This is a genomic window from Solibacillus sp. FSL K6-1781 (genome assembly GCF_038630735.1).
Taxonomy (GTDB): Bacteria; Bacillota; Bacilli; order Bacillales_A; family Planococcaceae; genus Solibacillus; species Solibacillus silvestris.
Map to the genome: position 1 here is coordinate 2,850,066 of NZ_CP152038.1, position 15,755 is coordinate 2,865,820.

General features: G+C 39.5%; 13 protein-coding genes and 1 riboswitch. Of the genes, 1 reads left to right on the forward strand and 12 read right to left on the reverse strand.

Features of this window, described 5'->3' with window-relative positions; all coding sequences use genetic code 11:
• The first annotated feature begins 75 nt into the window (after positions 1-75).
• On the forward strand, positions 76-492 hold the full coding sequence (locus MHH37_RS14285) for a YslB family protein (protein WP_008405035.1): 417 nt from the start codon (positions 76-78) through the stop codon (positions 490-492).
• Between the two features lie 96 nt (positions 493-588).
• Here MHH37_RS14285 and MHH37_RS14290 read toward each other — a convergent pair whose 3' ends face one another.
• The 12 genes from MHH37_RS14290 to MHH37_RS14345 all read right to left on the reverse strand — a co-directional run bounded on the left by MHH37_RS14290 (position 589) and on the right by MHH37_RS14345 (position 15,754).
• Positions 589-1,821: an aspartate kinase gene (locus MHH37_RS14290; protein WP_014823164.1), complete on the reverse strand. Its 1,233-nt coding sequence runs from the start codon at positions 1,819-1,821 to the stop codon at positions 589-591.
• A gap of 91 nt (positions 1,822-1,912) precedes the next feature.
• Positions 1,913-2,091, reverse strand: a riboswitch (Lysine riboswitch).
• A 32-nt stretch (positions 2,092-2,123) separates the two neighbouring features.
• Positions 2,124-3,914 carry an excinuclease ABC subunit UvrC gene (gene uvrC, locus MHH37_RS14295; protein WP_342573591.1) on the reverse strand — a complete coding sequence of 597 codons (1,791 nt, stop codon included), beginning with the start codon at positions 3,912-3,914 and terminating at the stop codon, positions 2,124-2,126.
• Positions 3,915-4,049: 135 nt separating this feature from the next.
• A complete protein-coding gene (gene trxA, locus MHH37_RS14300; protein WP_342573592.1) occupies positions 4,050-4,364 on the reverse strand; it encodes a thioredoxin in 315 nt (104 codons plus the stop codon).
• 363 nt (positions 4,365-4,727) lie between these two features.
• Positions 4,728-5,705, reverse strand: a complete 978-nt coding sequence (locus tag MHH37_RS14305) for an electron transfer flavoprotein subunit alpha/FixB family protein (protein WP_342573593.1) — start codon at positions 5,703-5,705, stop codon at positions 4,728-4,730.
• A gap of 56 nt (positions 5,706-5,761) precedes the next feature.
• On the reverse strand, positions 5,762-6,535 hold the full coding sequence (locus MHH37_RS14310) for an electron transfer flavoprotein subunit beta/FixA family protein (protein ID WP_008405030.1): 774 nt from the start codon (positions 6,533-6,535) through the stop codon (positions 5,762-5,764).
• 63 nt (positions 6,536-6,598) lie between these two features.
• Positions 6,599-7,372 (reverse strand): enoyl-CoA hydratase, encoded by a 774-nt coding sequence (locus tag MHH37_RS14315; RefSeq protein WP_339262661.1) that lies wholly within the window; start codon positions 7,370-7,372, stop codon positions 6,599-6,601.
• Between the two features lie 14 nt (positions 7,373-7,386).
• A complete protein-coding gene (locus tag MHH37_RS14320) occupies positions 7,387-7,968 on the reverse strand; it encodes a TetR/AcrR family transcriptional regulator (RefSeq protein ID WP_008405026.1) in 582 nt (193 codons plus the stop codon).
• A 104-nt stretch (positions 7,969-8,072) separates the two neighbouring features.
• On the reverse strand, positions 8,073-9,764 hold the full coding sequence (locus tag MHH37_RS14325) for a long-chain-fatty-acid--CoA ligase (protein WP_008405024.1): 1,692 nt from the start codon (positions 9,762-9,764) through the stop codon (positions 8,073-8,075).
• A 406-nt stretch (positions 9,765-10,170) separates the two neighbouring features.
• Positions 10,171-10,584: a DUF350 domain-containing protein gene (locus MHH37_RS14330; protein ID WP_008405023.1), complete on the reverse strand. Its 414-nt coding sequence runs from the start codon at positions 10,582-10,584 to the stop codon at positions 10,171-10,173.
• 70 nt (positions 10,585-10,654) lie between these two features.
• Complete coding sequence (locus MHH37_RS14335; protein ID WP_342573594.1) at positions 10,655-13,021, reverse strand: endonuclease MutS2; 2,367 nt, start codon at positions 13,019-13,021, stop codon at positions 10,655-10,657.
• Between the two features lie 265 nt (positions 13,022-13,286).
• Positions 13,287-14,996: a DNA polymerase/3'-5' exonuclease PolX gene (gene polX / locus MHH37_RS14340; protein WP_342576265.1), complete on the reverse strand. Its 1,710-nt coding sequence runs from the start codon at positions 14,994-14,996 to the stop codon at positions 13,287-13,289.
• A gap of 218 nt (positions 14,997-15,214) precedes the next feature.
• Positions 15,215-15,754, reverse strand: a complete 540-nt coding sequence (locus MHH37_RS14345; protein WP_342573595.1) for a CvpA family protein — start codon at positions 15,752-15,754, stop codon at positions 15,215-15,217.
• Position 15,755 lies beyond the last annotated feature (1 nt).

The following is a 15,755-nucleotide window of genomic DNA, read 5'->3' on the forward strand; positions in this document are numbered from 1 at the left end:
GTTTTTTCTGCTTATAACTCATTTTTTCATGAAAGAATGAAAATTATAAGAAAATTTATGAAAGAGGTTTTTTATATGGAAGGGTACAAAATGAAAACGATTCCAACTTTTGGGTACGAAATCATTCGTGACCATCTTCTTCCTTCTATTTTAGGTAAGCATGAAGAAGATGTTTTATATTGGGCAGGTAAAGAAATTGCAAGAAAGTTCCCATTGTTTTCTATGGATGAACTGCCTTCATTTTTTATGGAAGCTGGCTGGGGCCAGTTAGTTCTGGAAAAAGAAACGAAGGACGAACTTCATTACATACTTTTGACGACAGAAGAACTGCCACTCAATATTGTACAACGTTGCTTCCGTCTTGAAGCTGGCTTTTTAGCAGAACAAAAACAAAAGCAGCTTGGCTATTTGACGGAATGCTATGAAGAAAAAGATAATGACAAACATGTCGTAAAATTTACGTTAAAATGGGATTTAAAAGAGAAGATTTAGCCTTCACCTTATCATAATCAATTATTGCTGAAGCAGCAAATTTACTCAATAAAAAAGCTGGAAATAAGCCATTACAGCTCATTTCCAGCTATTACTTTAAGAAGCGGTTACTTCTTTCATCGCCAAATTGAACTCCTCATGCAACACATTCGCAGCACGAACCATCTCATCCTGTGGGATAACGACAGACACTTTAATTTCTGAAGTACTGACCATTTTTACAGGAATATGTTCGCGACCCAACCGTGCAAACATGCGTGCGGCCACCCCCGGATTGGATGCCATGGCAGAACCGATAATAGATACTTTCGCTAAACCTACTTCAAAATCCGCAAAACTAAAGCCAAGCGACAGTTTACTAGTTTCCAATACCCGTAAAGCTTCCGCAAACTCATCTTTCGAAATTGTAAAGGAAATGGTCGGCTTCACGCCATCAATGACTGCTTGCACAATAATATCCACATTGATATCATTTTCTGCTAAAACACTAAACACTTCTGCCAATGACGCGGTTTCATAAGAATCATAGCCTATCGTCAAACGAATTATATCCGATTCGTAGGCTACCCCGCGTACAAGTAAGTTTTTCTCCATGTCTACATCCCCTTTAATAAAAGTGCCTTCCACGTCTTGTACGAAAGAGCGTACAATGAGCGGTATATTATATTTCTTGGCAAGTTCAACCGCACGTGGGTGCAAAATTTTAGCTCCTAAATTTGCAAATTCCAACATCTCATCATAAGAAACTTCCGGAAGTTTCCTGGATTCTTTAACAATTTCTGGGTCTGCCGTGAAAATCCCTTCAACCGATGAAAAAATCTCGACACGCTCTGCTTCAAGAGCAACCGCCAATGCAACCGCTGAAGTTTCAGAACCCCCTTTGCCGAATGTTGAAATATTCTCTGTCCCCGTAACTCCTTGAAAACCAGCTACTACGACGATTTCTCCTAATGCTAAATATTCCTCAATCCGTTTACTATCTACATGATCAATCCGTGCATTGCCATGTTTTTGATTTGTTTGAATGCCTGTTTGCCAACCAGCAAGCGACACCGCTTTACCACCATGCTCCTGAATTGCCATCGCCAGCATTGCACTTGTCATTTGTGCTGCTGATGCGACAAGCGCATCCATTTCCCGTTTCGACGGCTCATCGGTAATTTCGGCAGCATATTGTCGGAATTCTCGTCGTAAAGCGGGCATTGAAGAAACGACAACGACTAAGTTTATGCCACGTCCTTGCTCTTTTATCACTTTTTTAGCTACCTGTACTATTTTTTCCGGTGTAGTCAGTGCCGGACCACCAAACTTTACTACAACTGTCTCCATTTTTTCCCCTCCTTGAATAAAACCGAAAACAAAAAACGGCTTTCCATGTTCATGGAAAGCCGCCGTCAATACAAATAAATAGTTATAAGTTTTTCAGGATAGCCCTCCAGAACAAAAAGCTCTGACAGTTTTACATCTCTTAAATGCAAAACCAGCAAACTACGCGAACAATACGCACTTCACTTCGGCAGGACCCCCTTTCGATTGCTGTCAATGGAATTGTTCTTCCTCAAGCAATGTACTATTGAATACTGCACCTCTATCTTAGTAAATATTGAATTGTCTTAAATATTAGCATAACATTATTCTTTATTCAATGGTGCTTCATGAAAATGACGATAAATAACTTCCGCCAATTTTGCCGGAACACCGGACTCCTGCAGTTGCAGCTCGCTTGCCTCGCGAATTTTTTTTACGGATCCAAAATGTTTCATAAGTTGCTGCTTTCGCTTCGGACCTACACCTTCAATTCCATCAAGAACCGAAGTAATCGCATTTGTCTGATGCTGCTGACGTAAAAATGTGATTGCAAATCTGTGTACCTCATCTTGAATGCGCTGCAATAAATAAAAACCGTCACTCGTACGCTTTAACGGAACAACTTCCGGCGGCGTACCAAATAAAAGCTGGGACGTATTGTGCTTTTCGTCTTTTGCCAGCCCCGCTATTGGAATGACTAACCCCAGTTCGTCTTCAATTACTTCTCGTGCAACTTCCATTTGCCCTTTTCCTCCGTCTATGAGAATCAGATCAGGCAATGGCAGATTTTCCCGCAATACACGTGTATAGCGGCGTCGAATAACTTCCTGCATCGCACCATAGTCATCATGTTTAGCCGCTTCTCTTGTTTTATATTTCCGGTATTCCTTTTTCGCAGGCTTCCCGTCTATAAAAACAACCATTGCTGAAACCGGATCAGCTCCATGCATATGACTATTATCAAATGCTTCAATTCTTAACGGCAATGGAATTTGCATCGCTTCGGCAAGTGCTTCACAAGCCCCTACTGTCCGTTCCTCTTGACGTTCAATTAACTGGAACTTCTCGTGAATGGCGATTTCTGCATTTTTCATCGCTAGATCAACAAGCTCTTTTTTTGATCCGCGCTTCGGTGTCACTACTTTAACATCCAACAGCTTTTGTAAAATCGTTACGTCAATCGATTTCGGAACAAAGATTTCTTTTGGTAATAAATGATGCGGCTGTTCGTAAAAACGGCCGACAAATGTTAAAAATTCCTCTTCCGGCTCATTATAAATCGGGAAAATCGATACATCGCGCTCAATGAGTTTGCCTTGACGCACAAAAAATACCTGAACACACATCCAGCCTTTTTCCACTGCATAGCCAAATACATCTCGGTTGCTCAAATCATCTGTTACAATTTTTTGCTTTTCCATAATTTGATCGATATGGGCGATCAAATCACGGAATTCCTTCGCACGCTCAAACTCAAGATTTTCGGCAGCATCGATCATTTTTTGCTGAAGATCTTGCTGTATTTCTTCGACTCCTCCGTTTAAAAACTTTGAAATCTCATCGATCATTTCGTCATACACTTGTTTTTCAATGTCCTTTACACACGGTGCCAAACATTGCCCTAAATGATAGTACAAGCATACTTGATTAGGCAGATGTGTACATTTACGAAGTGGATACAAACGGTCCAGTAATTTTCGCGTTTCGTTTGCTGCATAGGCATTCGGATACGGTCCGAAATATTTTGCTTTATCCTTCTTCACTTTTCTTGTCGTAATAATACGCGGGTATCGTTCGTTCGTAATTTTTATATAAGGATACGTTTTATCATCTGTTAATTTCACATTATATTTCGGGTCATGCAGCTTAATTAGATTCAGTTCCAGAATAAGGGCTTCCAAATCGCTAGAAGTCACAATATACTCGAAGTCTTCAATTTCACTGACTAGTCTCGCTGTTTTGCCGTCATGACTTCCCGTAAAGTAAGAACGCACTCGATTTTTCAATATTTTGGCCTTACCGACGTATATAATTGTACCTTGACGGTCTTTCATAATATAGCAACCTGATTCGTTCGGTAATATTTCTAGTTTTGCTTTAATGATTGCATTCATCTTCTCACCTGTTTAATATGTCCTTTCTTTTATTTTAACTGATTGGAGTATTAGAAAAAAGCCGTACACCTTATACGGCATACGGCTTTTTGACATATCAATTGCGCCTTGGCGTTTGAATGGCCAATGGTATAATTATTTGTTGTCGTTAACGAAATCGATTAACGCTTCTTTTGGCATGAAGCCAGCAGTTTTTGCTTTTAATTCACCATCTACGAATAATAATAACGACGGGATTGACATGATTTGGTAATCAGCAGCAGTACCTTGGTTGTTATCTACGTCCACTTTTACGATTTTAACATCGTTACCGATTTCTGTATCTAATTCTTCAAGAACTGGAGCAATCATTTTACATGGTCCGCACCAAGTAGCCCAAAAGTCTACTAAAACTGTGCCGTTTGAAATTTCTTGTGGAAATGTTTGATCTGTCGCGTGTACAATTGCCATATTAAATAGCCTCCTTAAATAACATATGGTTGTAGTATAGCATGTTTTCCCAATTAAACAGTAGTAAAATGCTTGGGAATATAAAGGCACCGGATTTTAACTGTTGTTTTCTGATGCTTTATAAATTTTTATTAAAGTTTTTATTAGTTATTTGAAGACATATCCCCTTAATTTAAACATGTTAATTCTTTTTTGGAAACTTGGGTTCTTATATTTAAAAAACTTGTATTTTATTAACTACACATAAGAACTTTTAAATTATACTGGAATTTCTGATACAGTTATTAGCACCATTTGCCGCACCATATACATTAACTCCTTCAAAAAAAGCTCCCTTCAAAAGAAGGAAGCCTCAATCAAATATTATGCATTTACTTTAAGCGCTTTAAACTCTTCGATTAACATTGGCACTACTTCGAATAAGTCACCAACAATACCGTAGTCCGCTACTTTAAAGATATTTGCTTCTGGATCTTTGTTGATCGCAACGATTACTTTAGAGTTTGACATACCAGCTAAATGCTGAATCGCACCAGAAATACCTGCAGCGATGTAAAGATCAGGTGTTACAACTTTTCCAGTTTGGCCGATTTGTAATGAGTAATCGCAATATTCTGCGTCACATGCACCACGAGATGCGCCAACTGCTCCACCTAGTAAATTAGCAAGCTCTTTTAATGGCTCAAAACCTTCTCCGGATTTAACACCACGACCACCTGCAACTACTACTTTAGCTTCTGAAAGGTCTACACCTTCAGTTGATTTGCGCACAACTTCTTTGATGATTGTACGTAAATTTGTAATATCTACTGAAACTGATGTTACTTCACCAGTACGAGAATCGTCTTTTACTAATGGCGGAATATTGTTTGGACGGATTGTCGCAAAAATAATACCATCTTTGATTTTTACTTTTTCAAATGCTTTACCAGAATAGATTGGGCGGACGAATACTGTATCATCACCAGCTCCTTGGATTTCCGTAACATCTGAAATTAAGCCAGATTGTAGGCGTGAAGCAATTTTTGGCGATAAGTCTTTACCTAAAGAAGTATGACCGAAAACGATTGCTTCTGGATTTTCTTGTTCTACTACTGCTAAAATTGCTTGGCTGTAGCCGTCAGATGTATAGTTTTTCAAGTGTGGATGTTCAACTGTAATAACGCGGCTCGCTCCATATGCGATTAATTCCTGCGTAAAATCAGCTACTGCATCCCCTACTAATAAACCTACTACTTCACCGCCGTCAGCGATTTGTAAACCTGCTGCAATTGCTTCGAATGAAACGTTACGTAAGCTCCCTTCGCGAACTTCACCTAACACTAAAACTTTCTTTGACATAGAATATCCCTCCATTACCATCTTCGTAAAAATTTTCGTACTCTAGTTGACTTCTATTAGACTACTTTTGCTTCGTTATGAAGTAAGTTTACTAATTCTTTTACCTGTGCAGAAAGATCGCCTTCTAATACACGACCAGCCGCTTTTTGTGGCGGTAAGTAAATTTCAACTGTTTCTACTTTTACTTCAACATCGTCTTCATCGATATCCAAATCATCCAATTCAAGTTCTGCAAGCGGTTTTTTCTTCGCTTTCATAATACCTGGTAAAGATGGGTAACGTGGCTCGTTTAAACCTTGTTGAGCTGTTACTAATAATGGTAATGATGTTTCTAATACTTCAGCGTCCCCTTCGATATCACGTACAATCTTAACGTTCGTGCCGTCGATTTCCAATGAAGTAATTGTTGTTACGTAGTTAATGCCCAGCAGGTCTGCTAAGCGCGGGCCAACTTGTCCTGAACCACCATCGATTGCTACATTTCCTGCTAAAATTAAATCTGCTTCTTTGTCTTTTAAATATTCCGCTAAAATATAAGCTGAAGAATATTGGTCAAGCTCATCTAAATCATCTTCTGTATTAATTAATACCGCTTCATCGGCACCCATTGCTAAAGCTGTACGTAACTGCTTTTCTGCATCTTCGCCACCGATTGTCACAACTGTTACTTTACCGCCTAATGCGTCGCGCTTTTGAATTGCTTCTTCAATTGCATACTCATCGTATGGGTTGATGATGAATTCTGCACCATCTTCTTGAATTTTACCGCCGGATACGACGATTTTTTCTTCTGTGTCAAAAGTACGTTTTACTAATACAAAAATATTCATAATCTAGACCTCCTAAAAGCTTTTTAATTTTAATCCCGAAAAAACAGGGAAGAATACATTTTTTTATTTGCCAGTAAATACTGGCTCACGTTTTTCAATAAATGCTTGGATTCCTTCTTTAGCATCTTCAGAAACAAATACCTCACCGAAACTGTTTGCTTCAGCATTTACTCCATCGTAATAAGATGATGGTTTCGAGTAATTCAGCATTTGGATTGCTGCTTTAAGAGCAATTGGTGATTTCTTCGCAATTTTTCTAGCGATTTTCAATGTTTCCGGCAACAGCTCTTCGTCGGGAAAAGCACGGTTTGCTAATCCCCATTCTACAGCTTCAGCCCCTGTAATCGGGTCGCTTGTAAACATCATTTCCGCAGCTTTGGCTACACCAACATATCGTGGTAATCGCTGTGTTCCTGCAAATCCAGGTATTAAGCCTAATGATAGCTCAGGTAAGCCTAATTTTGCCGATGCGGTTACAAAGCGCATATGGCATCCCATCGCAAGTTCCAAGCCGCCTCCTAATGCTGCACCGTGGATTGCGGCAATAACCGGTTTACTGAATGTTTCAATACGTTCGAAAACATCTTGTCCATTTTTCGCCAATCCTGTAAATGCTTCGCCTGACTGTACGCTCGTAAATTCTTTAATATCTGCACCTGCAGAAAAGAAACGTCCTTCGCCATGCAAGACGATGACACGTACATTTTCATCTTCTTCGACAGCGTCTAAAAGTGCATTCACATCATGGATCAAGCCTTGTGAAAGTGCATTTGCTGGTGGTCTTGAAATTGTTGCAATTGCGACCCCTTCTTCTACTTTCCAACTTAGAAACTCCATCCTCTACATCCCCTTTATGCTTTTAGTGCGTTTAGCAGTAATTGCTTCACTTTCGGAGCTTGCTCTAATAAATCATATCGATTTTCATTCATTACCCAAGTTGTCGTAATTTCGTCAATTGTGCCAAACACCATTTGTCTCGCAATACGAACATCCATCGTCTGGTTGAACTCACCATTTAGCATACCTTCGATTAAAATTTGATCTAGTAAAATTAAGTATTCTTTTAGAATAGAATTAATTTTCAGTCTAATTTCTTTATTCGATTGCCGTAGCTCAAGTTGAGTTACAGTTGCCAAGTAGCGATCACTTGATAGAACACGGAAATGATTTTCAATCATTTTACATAACTTATCGGAAGCAGTTTCCCCACTTTTTATTATAGCCTGTAAATTCTCTACGAAAATACCCATTTTTTCCTGGAATACAGAAATTAAAATATCTTCTTTGTTTTTGAAATATAAATAGATTGTACCATCAGCAACCCCAGCTTGTTTGGCTATTTTTGAAACTTGGGCTTGATGATAGCCGTTTTCAGCGATAGCAATGACTGCTGCGTCTACTATTTGCATATATTTGGGTTTGTTTCGTTTCAAGCAGATCACCACCAAAAAAAATATGAAAACATGAATGACCATTCATTCATGTTTTCATATTATAATTTGTTCTGCATTCTGTCAATAGTTTGCTAAACAATTAATTAATTTGCTTCTTGTTGTGCCATTTTCTGTTTCTCTTCTTCAATAAGTGTACGTCGTAAAATTTTTCCTACTGCTGTTTTCGGCAGCTCTTGACGGAATTCATAGAAACGCGGCACTTTATAAGCTGCTAAGTTTTTACGGCAATACTCATTCAGTTCTTTGTCTGTAACAGATTTACCCTCTTTAAGAACAATGTATGCCTTTACAGTTTCTCCACGATACGGATCCGGTATACCGGCTACTATACACTCTTGAACCGCTTCATGCTCATACAGCACTTCTTCTACTTCACGCGGGTAAATATTAAATCCGCCTGCAATTATCATATCTTTTTTTCGATCAACAACATAGAAATAACCCTTTTCGTCCATATAACCTAAATCACCCGTTAAAAACCAGCCATCTGCAAATGTCATTGCTGTTTCTTCAGGACGATTCCAGTAACCCTTCATAACTTGTGGTCCTTTTACCGCTATTTCGCCGATTTCACCGACAGGCAATACTTCCGATTCACCTGAACGTAAAATAACCGCTTCTGTATTCGGCCATGGTAAACCGATTGAACCGTTGATACGATGATCCCAAATCGGATTGGCATGTGTAACTGGAGAAGTTTCTGTTAAGCCGTATCCTTCTACTAAACGACCGCCTGTCAATTCTTCAAACTTTTCCTGTACTTCCAGAGGTAATGCAGCGGAACCGCTTAAACACGCTTTAATTGACGACAAATCATATTTTGCTAAATCCGGGTGATTCAACAAACCAATATACATTGTTGGGGCGCCGGGGAATAACGTTGGTTTTTGTTTATCAATTGTCTTCAATGCTTGCTCAGCATCAAATTTCGGTAATAATACCATCTTGCCTTGCTGCATGACCGATAAAATTAATACCGTTGTCATACCATATACATGGAAGAATGGAAGTATGCCTAAAATTGTTTCTTCACCTTTTTTACATTTATACATCCATGCATCACACATCAACGTATTTGCAATGAGGTTTTTATGTGTTAGCATAACACCTTTTGGGTAACCTGTTGTACCGCCAGTGTATTGCAATAGTGCCAAATCATTTTCAAAATCAAAGTCTTGTTCGATTTTATCCATTTTGGCCATTTTCATAATTTCTGTAAACAGGTGATTCGTTCCGCTATGTTCCACTTTTACACTAAAGCCGTACTGTTTCTTTTGGATGAACGGATACACTAAGTTTTTCGGGAAAGGCAAATAGTCCTTAATTCCTGAAACGATGACATTTTCTATCTTAGTCTCATGTAATATTTTCATTGCCCTCGGGTATAAAATATCCATTACTAAAATCACTTTTGCTCCGGAATCTGCCATCTGATATTGCAGCTCCCGCTCGGTATAAAGCGGATTCGTCTGTACGACAACCCCACCGGCATACATCGTACCATAATAGGCAATGACCGCTTGCGGACAGTTCGGCAGCATGATTGCTACACGATCCCCCTTCTCCACCCCTAGAGAACGCAGGTAGTTCGCAAACTTCAACGCTGATTCATAAAGCTCTTTGTACGTAAGCTCGCGCCCCATAAAATGGATAGCAACCTTATTAGGCATTGACTCAAATGCTTGTGTTAAAAACTGGTGCACAGGAATTTCCGGCAGCTCAATAGAATGTGGTACTTCTTTCGGATAGCTTGCCAACCAAACCTTTTCTGTCATAAAACTCCTCCCCTTTACTAAAGCTTTACTTGTTTACATCATTATAATGAAAATTGGAAATGGTTTCAAACTATTTTCATAGATACACACGTTTTATTCTCGATAATGCAGATATTTTCTCGCTAAATATTTTGAGTTTTATAGTAATATTGAATATAAAACATATAGGACTATTCGTTTAGTATGGAAATATACTTTTTTAATAAAGTTTTAATAGTTTGAATATTTTTTGTATATGGTGATAATTTTCCTAAATAAAATTTAATGAAAAAAAGCAAATGAACTAACTCAATGCTAGTTCATTTGCTTTTATGTTTAGAGTGTCATCATGTAGTAAATGCCGACTGCCAGAAATATGAAACAGACGACGAGTAAGATTTTCGATAATGTTTCCATGTGTATGCTCCTATGAAATACTTGCTCCGATAACAAATGACAAACCGAGGGAAATTGTAAATGAGATAAACCCAACTGAACGGTTGTCAGCAGCAATCTCCTCATCAACATTAAATTTCGGTGTTAAAAACTCAAATAAAAAATATGCAAAAATCAATAAGGTAAAACCAAACAAACCCCAACCGAGCATTTCAATAAAAGATGTATGCTGATTAATTGAATATCTGAAAATATTACAGACGCCTAAAATTTTTCCTCCAGTAGCTAAAGCGACCGCGACATTTCCTCTTTTTATTTCATCCCAATTTTTATACTTTGTTACGACTTCAAATAAAATCATCGATACAAATAGGCAAAGGACTACCACACTAAAATAGCCTGCTGTTTCTACGAGAGGATGGTGCCAAAAGTCTGATCCTAGCAATCCATTTTACCCCCTTTAATTAGTTTCTTTATATGTTTAATATTAGCGCATCATTTAAAAGGAGCAACAACTATTTTAGTTCTACGACTGTAACACCGAATCCGCCTTCGCCCGCTTCACCATAACGGTATGATTTGACCCGCTTATGGTTTTTCAGGAAGTTTTGAATTCCCTGGCGTAAAGCCCCGGTCCCTTTACCGTGAATAATCGATACACGCGGATAGTTCGCTAATAACGCATCATCTAAATACTTTTCTGTGCGAATAAGTGCTTCTTCATATCGTTCCCCACGTAAATCAAGTTCCAGTTTCACGACACTGTTGCGATTTTTCACATTCATCATCGGACGAGTAGCCTGCTCTTTTTCTGGTTTCACATACTCTAAATCAGATTCGGGCAGTTTCATTTTTAAAATACCGATTTGAACAACCCACTCATTTCCTGCTTTTTGCAAGAGTGTTCCTTTTTGACCGTAGCTTAATACTTTTACTTCATCGCCCACTTGGAGGTTTTGCTTACGCTCACGGGCAGCGACAGCCTTTTGAAGCACTTTATTATTATCAATCGGTGCTGCATTATCTAAACGCTTCTTCGCATCGATTAACTCGTGCTCTTTCACCGATAACGCGGCATTTTCTTTCATTTTGCGCAACTCTGCAATAATTGTTTCCGCTTCTTTCTTCGCGTCATCAACAATTTTACGAGCCTTATCTTTCGCTTTTTTCTCCAGGTTTTCCTTTTTCTCATCATAAATACGAAGACGTTCTTCCAGCTCTGCCCGGATTTTTTGTGCATCTTCCAGTAAAAGATGAGCTTCGTCTGCTTCACGTTCAGATCGTAATCGACTTTCTTCTAGTGAAGCAATCATTGACTCAACTTCATGACGGTCAGTACCTGTAAAGGATTTTGCATGGTCGATTACATTTGAACTTAATCCAAGACGTTTAGAAATTTCAAATGCATTCGAGCGACCTGGCACCCCGATCAGTAATCGATAAGTAGGGCTAAGTGTTTCAATATCGAACTCTACACTCGCGTTGACAACAGATGGACGGTTATAACCATATGCCTTCAGCTCCGGATAGTGAGAAGTTGCCATGACACGTGCACCGCGATCGACTGTTTCATCCAAGATAGCAATTGCGAGTGCTGCACCTTCCTGCGGATCGGTACCTGCGCCAAGCTCATCGAATAAAATTAACGATTTTTCGTTAAATTTACTTAGAATGTCTACTATATTCACCATATGAGAAGAGAAAGTTGATAATGACTGTTCAATTGACTGTTCATCACCAATATCTGCAAAAATTTGCTCAAACACGGCCAATTCCGAACCATCCAATGCCGGAACCGGCAGTCCGCACTGTGCCATGATTGTACACAGTCCCACTGTTTTCAATGTCACTGTTTTACCGCCTGTGTTTGGTCCAGTTATAACAATTGCTGTAACATCTCTACCAAATTCAATCGTATTGGCAACTGCTTCGTCAATTGGCAATAGGGGGTGTCGCGCACGGACTAGTCGTGTATAACCTTCTTTATTCATTTTTGGCATTGTGCATTTATTTGCCTGTCCGTATTTCCCTTTTGCTAAAATAACGTCCAGTTCTCCAAGTAACTGTACAAGAACAAATATTTCATGACCGACTTCCTGTACCTTTAATGTTAGCTCGGATAGAATACGCTCGATTTCAGCCTTTTCTTTCACTTTTAGACGCTGTACTTCATTGTTCGCTTGAATGACTGCATCAGGCTCAATAAACAATGTTTGACCTGAAGCGGACTGATCGTGGACGATTCCGCCATAATGTGAACGATACTCTTGTTTAACAGGTATTACGAAGCGGTCATTACGAATTGTAATAATCGCGTCAGACAACATTTTTGTTGCATTTGAACCACGTGTGAGACTTTCCAGCTTTTGACGCACTTTAGATTCTTCTGAACGCAATGACTGGCGAATTGAACGTAATGCAGAACTTGCTGAATCAAGCACCGTACCATTATCATCGATACAATCATTAATTTCGTGCTGAAGTGCTGTCAAGACAGGCATTTGTTCTTTACGCTCGATAAAGTGCGGAATTTCAATCGAATTTTCCGATTCGATATCTTCAATGAAATTTCGTAAAATTCGGCTTGCTCGTATTGTGCTCGCGATTTCCATTAATTCCATCGGGCTAAGCATACCGCCGATTTGCGAGCGTCGCGCATGTGGACGTACATCGAAAATGCCACCCAACGGCACATTGCCTTTTACACGCAAAATCGCGAGTCCTTCGTCCATTTCCTCCAGTAGTTCGACAACTGTATCGTAATCTGTTTCCGGTACGAGCTCTTCGATTGCTTGTTTCCCGATCGAGTTTGTACAAAATGCCGCTACTTGTTCGCGTACTTTATGAAATTCTAGTGTTTTCAATGCTCGTTGTTCGATCATGAGAACACCTCCTATTACTTTTCTTTATTTTTAGTCAAACTGTACTATGGAGCTGATTTCAATTCCATGGCGGACCCTTTCCGACGATCAAGAAACAAAGTTAAACCTGCTTGTCTTTGTTACTATGCGCCGAGGATTGGGGCATTTTATTGCGATCACCGCAGAAGCAACGACTTGATTTATAAGAAGTGCTAACTCTTAAATCGGGAGTCGCTCCCCTCTATTCCAATCAATTCGTTTCATAATCAATTTCTCTATTCTTTAATCATTTATTTTTTGAAATAAATGATTCGAATTTATCTTTTGACCATGTGTTGACGATCAGGTCTTTTTTCAGCCATGCTTTTTGTGCATATTTGACCCCAATGTCCATGAAGCGCAGCTGGTCAATTGCATGCGCATCTGTATTAATGGCAATTGGTACATTTTTCTCCATTGCCAGCGTTAAATATTCGATGCTTAAGTCCAGGCGGTACGGATTTGCATTTAGTTCCAATATTTTCCCGTGTGCTGCTGCCCACTCAATCAATAACGGCACATCCGGATCATAGCCTCCGCGTTGCCCGACAATACGGCCTGTCGGATGAGCAATCATATGGACATACGGATTTTCAACCGCTGTTTTTAAGCGAGCCATAATTTTGTCCTGCGATTGTGTAAAGCTTGAATGAATGGATGCAATAACAAAATCCAGTTCTTTTAAAACATCATCCCCAAAGTCTAAAGTACCATCAGGAAGGATATCCATTTCTGTCCCTCTATATAGTCGGAAATTTGGATTTGCTTCGTTAAATGCATAAATATCAAGCTTTTGCTGTTCAAGTCGTTCAGGTGTTAGTCCATTCGCTACTTTTAAATATTGCGAGTGATCAGTAATGACTGCATGCGAATATCCGATATCCATTAAAGCTTGCCCCATCTCGCTGACTGAATGCGCTCCATCAGACCAAGTTGTATGCATATGAAGATCCGTTACTATATCTTCCAGCTTTACTAACTCAGCTAGCTCGTCCAAACGATCCAGCTCTTTACCGCTTTCACGCACAGTCGGTGGAATAAATGGTAAGTTGAAATGAGCAAAAAACGCTTCTTCTGACTCAAATGTTACGACAGTACCGTCTTCTTGCTCGACACCATATTCACTGATTTTCTTCCCCATTGATTTAGCAAGCTGACGCATGCGTACATTATGGTCCTTCGATCCAGTGAAATGATGAAGTGCTGTTGCAAATTCTTCTCGAGTCACTAAACGGAAATCCACACTTACCGGTTCTTCACGGTCCAATATGACAGACACTTTTGTATCCCCTGCTGCAACTGTTTCTAATATTGCGAGTCGCGTTAAAATCGCTTCACGTACAACTTCATATTCCTTTGTTGCTATGATGAAATCAACATCTTTACTCGTTTCTGCAACGCGTCGGAAGCTCCCTGCAACCGAAAACAGCTCCACTTCAGGTAAACTTGCCAAAAGCTCGTTAATCTCCAATACTACAGGCTCGAGCTGCCAAATAGGTAAACGTTCCGCGCGGGAACCAAATGTTTCAAGCTCTTTCAAAATTTTTTCCTCTGTTTTTGCCGCAAACCCTGCAAGCCCCCTTACTTGACCTGCCTCACAAGCTGCCTTTAATGTATCCGCATCAACTATGTTCAGTTCCTGATACAATTTGGCAAGCTTTTTACCACCTAACCCCGGTAGTTTCATCAACGGAACAAGCCCTTTCGGTACGATTGCCTCAAGCTCTTTCAATACAGTTGATTCCCCGATTTCCATGAGCTCTGTAATAACCGCTGCTGTTCCTTTACCGATACCTTTAATTGTTGTAATATCATCGATTTCGCTTAGACTCCGCTCATCTGCTTCGAGAGCCGCTGCCGCTTTTCGAAAGGCGGATACTTTAAATGGATTTTCTGCCTGCAGCTCCATATATAATGCGATTTTTTCCAATGTACGAATAATAATTTTTTTGTTCATCATCATTGTCTCTCCTTTAAAAAAGCTCCTCCCGAAAATCGAGAGAAGCATTCGCATGATTTTCAAATCAATTACGCCTCGGCATCATGGGGTCCGTTCCGGCTAAAGGTCCTCGTTGTGAGGATAAATCAGCCGTTTTCGCTCAATGCCACGCTTTTTAGGTTGGCTGGTTCTTTAGAAGCTCCTTTTACGAATTTAGGACACCCGCTGAGAATTAGTTAATTTTTTTGAATATACCACCAGTTTTGGAACATGCTCGTAATAATCGGTGTATGCTCAAGTATGAGTCCTGCCAAAATAGAACTGTCGATGAATGTTTGAATCGATTCCACCGGCAGTAATGCCACAACATACAGCCCGATAAAGAGTACAAGATACATTTCGATAAATCCAAGAACTGCACCCAATACATAGTTTAGCGAACTTAATACAGGTAAATACGTTAAAAAATCAAACATCGACCCGACAATTTGGAGGGCAATCTTTACAGCGAAGAAAATAATGGCAAACGCAAAGACGCGATAAAATGTACGGTCAACATCAAGTGAATCCAGAACGAGCGTCACTGTTGAGCCTTCTGTAAATCCAGGATACGGAATCCATAATACAAATTTTTCTGCAAGCGGCTTATAATAAATAATCGCTACAATGAGGGCAATAATAAAACTTCCGATATTAATAAGCTGAACAACGAACCCTCGTTTCGCTCCAACTATAAGACTAATGATAAAGACTACGAGAATAATTAAATCCAACATG

Coding starts and splice junctions, on each gene's coding strand:
- MHH37_RS14285 (WP_008405035.1), top strand. CDS start 76: ATGGAAGGGTACAAAATGAAAACGATTCCAACTTTTGGGTACGAAATC.
- MHH37_RS14290 (WP_014823164.1), bottom strand. CDS start 1,821: ATGGAGACAGTTGTAGTAAAGTTTGGTGGTCCGGCACTGACTACACCG.
- uvrC (WP_342573591.1), bottom strand. CDS start 3,914: ATGAATGCAATCATTAAAGCAAAACTAGAAATATTACCGAACGAATCA.
- trxA (WP_342573592.1), bottom strand. CDS start 4,364: ATGGCAATTGTACACGCGACAGATCAAACATTTCCACAAGAAATTTCA.
- MHH37_RS14305 (WP_342573593.1), bottom strand. CDS start 5,705: ATGTCAAAGAAAGTTTTAGTGTTAGGTGAAGTTCGCGAAGGGAGCTTA.
- MHH37_RS14310 (WP_008405030.1), bottom strand. CDS start 6,535: ATGAATATTTTTGTATTAGTAAAACGTACTTTTGACACAGAAGAAAAA.
- MHH37_RS14315 (WP_339262661.1), bottom strand. CDS start 7,372: ATGGAGTTTCTAAGTTGGAAAGTAGAAGAAGGGGTCGCAATTGCAACA.
- MHH37_RS14325 (WP_008405024.1), bottom strand. CDS start 9,764: ATGACAGAAAAGGTTTGGTTGGCAAGCTATCCGAAAGAAGTACCACAT.
- MHH37_RS14335 (WP_342573594.1), bottom strand. CDS start 13,021: ATGATCGAACAACGAGCATTGAAAACACTAGAATTTCATAAAGTACGC.
- polX (WP_342576265.1), bottom strand. CDS start 14,996: ATGAACAAAAAAATTATTATTCGTACATTGGAAAAAATCGCATTATAT.
- MHH37_RS14345 (WP_342573595.1), bottom strand. CDS start 15,754: ATGTTGGATTTAATTATTCTCGTAGTCTTTATCATTAGTCTTATAGTT.